Genomic DNA, 7,337 nt, shown 5'->3' on the forward strand with positions numbered 1-7,337 from the left:
CCCCGCGCGGCCGGAGCCCGCCATCGCCCGCCTGCCCAGAACCCCGCGCATCCGCCCCCGGTGAGGAGCACGTCCATGGACCTCAGCGTGATGTTCTTCGGCGCCGACGACGCCGGCGACGGACACGCCGCCAAGTATGACGACGTCCTGGCCATCACCCGGGCGGCCGACCGGCTCGGCTTCACCGCCGTCTGGACCCCCGAACGGCACTTCCAGCAGGTCGGCCAGGTCTTCCCCAACCCCGCCCTGCTCAGCGCCGCCCTGGCCACCGCCACCGAACGCATCCACCTGCGCGCGGGCAGCCTCGTGCTCCCCCTGCACCACCCGCTGCGGGTCGCCGAGGACTGGGCCGTCCTGGACAACCTGTCACGCGGCCGGATCGGCGTGTCCGTGGCCAGCGGCTGGCACACCAAGGACTTCGTGCTCGCCCCCGGCGCGTACGACGACCGCAGGGAAAGCGCCTTCCGCGATCTCGCCCTGCTGCGGCGGCTGTGGGCGGGCGAGGCCGTGGAGTTCACCGACGGAGCCGGCGAGCGGGTGGCGGTGACGACGCAGCCGAGGCCGTACTCCGCCGTCCTGCCCCTGTGGACCACCACCTCGGGCAGCGTGCGGACGTGGGAGGCGGCCGGGCGCATGCGTACGAACGTGCTCGCCGCCACCGTCGGCCAGACCCGCGAGGAGCTGGCCGGGAAGATCCGGCGCTACCGCGACGCCTACGCCGCCGCCCCCGAGCAGCCTGGCACCCCGCCCAGGGGCACGGTCACGCTCATGGCCCACACGTACGTGGCCGACTCCGACGAGACGGCCAGGCGGCGGGCGGGCGGGCCGCTCAAGGCGTACCTGCGGTCGTACGTCGCCCAGAGCGCCACCGACAAGGGGGCCGGCGGGCGGGCCGCGACGCTGAACGAGGCGCAGCTCGGCACGCTCACCGAGTTCGCCTTCCGGCGCCACCTGACCTGGGGGAGCCTGATCGGCTCGCCCGGGACGTGCCGCAAGAGCCTGGCCGACCTGGCCGACCTGGGCTGCGACGAGGTGGCCTGCTTCGTCGACTTCGGACTCGCCGGGGACGAGGTCCTCGCCGGCCTGGAGCGGCTGGCGGGCCTCCTGGAGGAGGGAAGAGCGCATGAGCACCGCTGACCGACCGGCCGCGCCTCCTGAAGCCGGGAGGACCCATGACCACCGCTGACCGACCGGCCGCGCCTCCTGAAGCCAGGAGGGCCCATGAGCACCGCTGACCGGTTCGCCGCGCTGGGCGGCGAGCGGCGGGTGGCGCTGCTGCGCCGCCTCGTGGAGGCGGGCCGGCTGGAGGCGGTGCCCGACGTCGTGCCCCCGCGCGACCCCGCCCGTCCGGTGCGGCTCAGCCCGGCGCAGGAGGACCTGTGGGTGTTCGAGTCGCTCTATCCGGGCACCGCCGCGCTCAACCTGTGCTGCTCCTACCACTTCGACACGCCCGTGGACCCGGCCGACCTGGAGGCGGCGCTGACCGTCGTCCTGGGGCACCACGACGGCCTGCGCATGCGCGTCACCGGCGAGGTGGACGATCTGCGGGTGGAGTGCGCGCCGGCGGAGCCGTTCAAGCTGGAGCGGCTCGACCTGCGCGGCACCGGCGTCAGTGTGCGCGAGGCGCTGCACGCCTTCAGCCGCCGGCCGTTCACGCTGGACGGCGGGCCGCTGATCAGGGGCCGGTTCATCACCGTGGACGACACGCGGGCCACGCTCGTCCTGGCGCTGCACCACATCGCGACGGACTGGTGGTCGTTCGGCGTGCTGCAAGGCGAACTCGCCGAGGCGTACCACGCCGTACGTGACGGGGTCCCGCCGCGCCTGCGCCGCCCCTCGATCCAGTACGCCGACTTCGCCGGCTGGCAGCGCGAGCTGGAGGCGTCCGGGGTGTTCGACGCCCAGCTCCGCTGGTGGCGCGGCTACCTGGCGGACCCGCCGAGACCGCTCACCGTCGGCGGCGCGGGCGCCACGGCGCCTACGGTGAGCGGGCCGACGGTGAGCGGGCCGGACGGCGGCTTCGGCGTCGAGCAGATCGCCTTCCGCGTCGAGGCCCGCGTCGAGGCCGCCGTGCGCGCGCTGGCCAGGCAGCGCGGGGCCACCGTGTACGGGGTGCTGATGACGGCGTTCGCGGTCTTCGCGCACCGGCTCTCCGGGGAGCCCGACCTGATCACCGGCACGCCCGTGGCCAACAGGTCCGCCAAGGGGCTGGACCGCGTCATCGGGTACGTCGTGAACTCGGTGCCGGTGCGCTGGCGCATCGGCGCGGGCACGACGTTCGCCGAGCTGCTGGGACGCTTCACCGCCGAGTTCCCCGAGCTGCTGGCGCACTCCGACGTCCCCGTGGGGCGGATCGTGCGGGCGCTGGACCCCGAGCGGGTGGCGGGGCGGTCACCGCTGTTCCGGTGGGTGTTCATGCACCTGCCGCGCCAGGAGAGCGTGGCCCGGCTGCGGGAGATCGCCGACCCCGAGCGGGTGCACACCGGCGGGGAGCACGATCTCATCGGGATCGTCCGCGACGGCGACGACGGGTTCGAGGCGAGCCTGGAGGTGCGCACCGACCTGTACCCGCCCGAGGTCGTGCGGGCCTGGGCCGCCGGCTTCACGACGCTGCTCGGCTCCCTGGTGGCCGAGCCGGACGCGCCCGTGGGGGCGGCGCGGCTGGTGCCGGAGGAAAGCACCCCCGCCGCCGTGCCTGACGACCTGCCCGCCACGACCTTGTACGGCCTGGTGGCGCGGCAGGCCGGGCGCAGGCCCGACGCCGTGGCCGTGGAGTCCGGCGGCGGGCGGCTCACCTACCGGGAGCTGGCCGAGCGGGTGGACGGGCTGGCCGCCGCCCTGGCGCGGCGCGGGGCGGGTCCCGAGCGGGTGGTGGCGCTGGGGCTGGGACGGTCCGTGGACATGGTGGTGGCGATCCTGGCGGTGCAGCGGGCCGGAGGGGCGTACCTGCCGCTCGATCCCGGCCATCCCGCCGGGCGGCTGGCGTACCTGGTGGAGGACGCCGGAGCCGTCCTGCTCGTGGCGGAGCCGGGCACGCTGCCGGGCCTCGGCGTGGAGCGCGTCTCGCCCCGGGAGTCAGCCCCACACCCGAAATTTCCGGACATCGACCCTCGGAGCGCGGCCTGGGTGATCTACACCTCGGGCTCCACCGGACGGCCCAAGGGCGTCGTGGTGAGCCACACGGGCGTCGCCGCCCTGACCCGCTCGCTGGTGGCGTGCTTCGATCTCGGCGCGGACAGCAGGGTGCTGCACCTGGGGGCGCCGACGTTCGACATCTCGGTGGCCGAGCTGTGCATGGCGTTCGGCTCCGGCGGCACGCTCGTCCTGCCGTCCCCCGGGCCGGTGGTGGGCGCCGACCTGGCGCGGGTGCTGCGGGCGGGCCGGGTCACGTTCGGGCTGATCCCCCCGGCGATACTGGCGACGCTCCCGCCCGGCGACTACCCCGATCTGCGCGGCGTCGCCTCCGGGGCCGACGTGTGCCCGCCCGAGCTGGTGTCGGCGTGGGCGGGCCGGGCCTTCTGGAACGCGTACGGGCCGACGGAGACCACGGTCGCCGCCAGTGTCAGCGACCCGCTCGTCCCGGACGGGACGTTCCCCCCGATCGGCCGCCCGCTGTCCGGCACCCGCCTGCACGTCCTGGACGCCCGCCTGCGCCCGGTGCCCGTCGGGGTGCCCGGGGAGCTGTACGTGGCGGGCCCGGGGGTCGCGCGCGGCTATCTCGGCCGTCCCGGCCTCACCTCGGAGCGGTTCGTCGCCGACCCGTACGGGCCGCCGGGCGAGCGCATGTACCGCACCGGCGACCTCGTCCACCGGCGTCCCGACGGGCAGCTCCAGTTCCTCGGCCGGGCCGACGACCAGGTGAAGGTGCGCGGGCTGCGCGTCGAACCGGCCGAGGTCGAGGCGGTGCTCGCGGCGCACGGGTCGGTCTCCCGGGCGGCGGTCGCGCTGCACGACGGCCGCCTCGTCGCCTACCTCGTGCCCCGTCCGGCGGCCGGGTGCGACACCGGCGAGGTGCTCGCGCACGCCGTGGCGGCCCTGCCGGCGCACCTGGTGCCGGGCGACTTCGTGCTGGTGGACGCGCTGCCGCTGACACCGCAGGGCAAGCTCGACCGGGCCGCGCTGCCCGCCCCGGGCGCCCCGGCGGCAGGCTCACGCGAGCCGGCCACCGAACGCGAGTCGGTCCTGTGCGGGCTCGTCGCCGAGCTGCTCGGGCTGCCCGGGGTCGGGGCCGAGGACGACTTCTTCCGGCTGGGCGGTGACAGCGTCACGGCGATCCAGCTCGTCAGCCGGGCGCGGGAGCGCGGGCTCGGGCTCACCCCGCGCGAGGTGTTCGTCGCGCGGACCCCGGCCGCGCTGGCGGCCCTGGCCCGCGTCGCGCCGCCCGCCGTCGCGGACTCCCCCGTCGGCCGGTTCCCGATCACGCCGATCATGCACTGGTGGCGCGAGCACGGCGGCCCGCTGGAGGACTTCACCCAGTCCCTGGTGGTGCCCGTGCCCGAGGGCTGCGACGAGGAGCGCGTCAGGACGGCCCTGCGCGCCCTGACGGCCCGGCACCCGGCCCTGCGGATGCGCCTGTCACGCCACGCGGACGACTGGACACTCGACGTCCCGCCCCCGGAACACGCCCCGGACGTGCCGTTCACCCGCGTGCCGGCGTCGCCGCACGACCCGGCGGGGCCGGCGGCGCGGCCGGATCCGGAGCGCGGGCAGATGATCGCCGCCACCTGGGAGCAGCCAGGACGGCTCCGGGTCACCGCCCATCACCTGGCCGTGGACGCCGTCTCCTGGCGCATCCTCGGCCCGGAGCTGGCCGCCCTCCTCGACGACCCGGCCCCGGCCGGCGTCCCGGCCCCGGGCACCTCGTTCGGCCGCTGGGCCCGCCTGCTCGCCGCAGAGGCGGAGCGCCCGGACCGGGTGGCCGCCGAGCTGCCCCTGTGGCAGCGCATGGCGACGGAAGGCGCGCCCCTGCTGCCCCCGGACCGGAGAGCCAGCCGGGTGAGCGGCCGGCGGGAGGTCCTCACCAGGACGCTCCCGCCCGGCCTCACCGAGCAGGCCGTCACCCATCTGCCCGCCGCCTTCCGCTGCGGCCCGAACGAGGTGCTGCTCACCGCCCTCGCCATGGCCGTGACCCGCTGGCGCGGCGGCGGCGCGAACGTCCTGGTCGAGGTGGAGGGGCACGGCCGCGACCCGGTCACCGACGACGCCGACGTCTCCGGCACGGTCGGCTGGTTCACCACCCAGTACCCGGTCAGCCTCGACGCCTCCGGCGACCCCGCCGACGCGCTCAAACGCGTCAAGGAGACCCTGCGCGCCCTGCCCGGCGCGGGCCTCGGCTACGGCCTGCTGCGTCACCTCAACCGCGACACGGCGTCCGTGCTGGCCGCCCTGCCCGCCCCCGACCTGCGCTTCAACTACCTCGGCCGGTTCGACGGCGAGCTCGTCGGCATGCCGCAGGCCCCGATGGCGTACGCGGTGGAGCTGGACGCCGTGACCCTGACCGGCGGCGACGGCACCCGCCTGACCGCGAGCTGGTCGTACGCGGCCGGGCTGCTCACCCACGAGCGCGTCGCCGATCTGGCCGAGGGCTGGGAGGCGGCGCTGTCCGAGCTGGCCGGCCACGGCGGCGCGGGCGGCTCGACCAGCTCCGACTTCCCGCTGGTCGAGCTGACCCAGGCCCAGATAGAGGCTCTCGAAGCGGACCTGGACGGCGACTGGTGAGCGGCAGGCCGGCCGACGTGCTGCCGCTCTCCCCCGCCCAGGAGGGCCTGCTCTTCCACGCCCTGTACGGCGGCGGCGACGCGTACGTCGTGCAGGCCAGGTTCGCCGTTGGCGGCGAGCCCGACCGGGCCGGGCTGCGCGCGGCGGTGGAGCGCCTGCTCGAACGCCACCCCGGCCTGCGCGTCTGCTTCCGGCACAAGGGCCTCGACCGTCCGGTGCAGCTCGTGCCGCACCGCGTCCGCCTGCCGTGGACGGAGGTGGACCCGCCGTCGGAGGCCGAACTGGAGCGGCTGCTGGAGGCCGACCTGCTGCGCCCGTTCGACGTGACGAGGCCGCCGCTGGTGCGCGCCACGCTCGTCCGGGGACGCGAGCTGGTGCTGACCCTGCACCACCTGCTGGTGGACGGCTGGTCGATGCCGATCCTGGCCCGCGAGCTGGCCGCCCTGTACGCGGGCGGGCCCGAGCCGCCCGCCGCGCCCCCGTACCGCGACTACCTGGCCTGGCTGCGCGACCAGGACGGCGAGCGGGCGCTGCGGGCCTGGCGGGAGGCGCTCGACGGGCTGGCGGGCCCGACCCTGCTGCGGCCGGGGGCGGGCATGGCGAGCCTGCGGCAGGAGGCGGTCGAGCGCGAGCTGCCGGACGAGCTGAGCCGGGCGGTGCGGCGGCGCGCCCGCGCGGCCGGGGTGACGGTCAACACGCTGGCGCAGGCGGCGTGGGGACTGGTGCTGGCGCGGATGACCGGGCGCGACGACGTGGTGTTCGGGGCGGTGGTGTCCGGGCGTCCGCCGGAGGTGGCGGGCGTGGAGTCGATGGTGGGGCTGTTCGTCAACACCCTGCCGGTACGCGTCAGGACCGGCGGGCCCGGCCTGCTGCGGCGGCTGCAGGACGAACAGGCCCGGCTCACCCCGTACCATCACGTGCGGCTCGCGGACGTGCGGCGCGGGGCCGGGGAGCTGTTCGACACGCTGCTGGCCTTCGAGAACTATCCCCGTGACGGCCTGACCGAGCTCGACGGCCTGCGGCTGACCGGCGTGCACGACGCCACCCACTACCCGCTCACGCTGACGGTCGTGGCGGGTGAGCGGCTCTGGCTGCGGCTCGGTCACCGTCCCGACCTGGTGTCCCGGGCGGAGGCCGAGGCGGTGCTGGCCCGGTTCGTCCGGGCGCTGGAGGCGGCGGAGCCGGACGGGGCCGACGTGCTGCCGCCCGGGGAGCACCGGCTGCTGGCGTCCTGGGGCGGCACGGGCCGGGAGGCGGCCGGCGGGTCGGTGCCGGAGCGGTTCGCGGCGCAGGCGGCGCGGACGCCGGACGCGGTGGCCGTCGAGCATGGCGGGCACACGCTCACCTACGCCGAGCTGGACGCCCGCTCCGACCGGGTGGCCGCACGGCTGGACCTGGTCCCGGAGACGCCGGTCGCCCTGCTCATGGAGCGCTCGCCGGAGCTGGTGGTCGCCCAGCTCGCGGTGCTCAAGGCGGGCGGCTGCTACGTGCCGCTGGACCCCGGCCAGCCGAAGGCCCGGCTGGCGTGGCTGCTGGCGGACAGCGGCGCGCGACTCGTCCTGACGCGGCTGGACGAGCGCGCGGCCGGGCCTGAGGCGGGACGCGGGCTGGTGCGGGGG

The 7,337-nt window shown here is 76.5% G+C and carries 3 protein-coding genes; all 3 read left to right on the forward strand.

The genetic code is table 11. The annotated features are described in order from the left end of the window. Positions 1-75: 75 nt before the first annotated feature. The gene (locus FAF44_RS50980) at positions 76-1,137 is read left to right on the forward strand and encodes a MupA/Atu3671 family FMN-dependent luciferase-like monooxygenase (protein ID WP_237110723.1); all 1,062 of its coding nucleotides are present in this window, start codon (positions 76-78) and stop codon (positions 1,135-1,137) included. Positions 1,138-1,221: 84 nt separating this feature from the next. After that, entirely contained in the window at positions 1,222-5,718 is a 4,497-nt protein-coding gene (locus FAF44_RS50985; protein WP_237110724.1) for an amino acid adenylation domain-containing protein, read from the forward strand. Continuing rightward, the coding region (locus FAF44_RS50990) for a condensation domain-containing protein (RefSeq protein WP_237110725.1) at positions 5,715-7,337 on the forward strand (1,623 nt) is incomplete at its 3' end. The genes FAF44_RS50985 and FAF44_RS50990, both read left to right, overlap by 4 nt.

The organism is Nonomuraea sp. MG754425 (genome assembly GCF_021699195.1).
Taxonomy (GTDB): domain Bacteria; phylum Actinomycetota; class Actinomycetes; order Streptosporangiales; family Streptosporangiaceae; genus Nonomuraea.

Excerpts from the sequence above, each read along its gene's own strand:
- FAF44_RS50980 (WP_237110723.1), top strand. The coding sequence starts at position 76 with ATGGACCTCAGCGTGATGTTCTTCGGCGCCGACGACGCCGGCGACGGA.
- FAF44_RS50985 (WP_237110724.1), top strand. The coding sequence starts at position 1,222 with ATGAGCACCGCTGACCGGTTCGCCGCGCTGGGCGGCGAGCGGCGGGTG.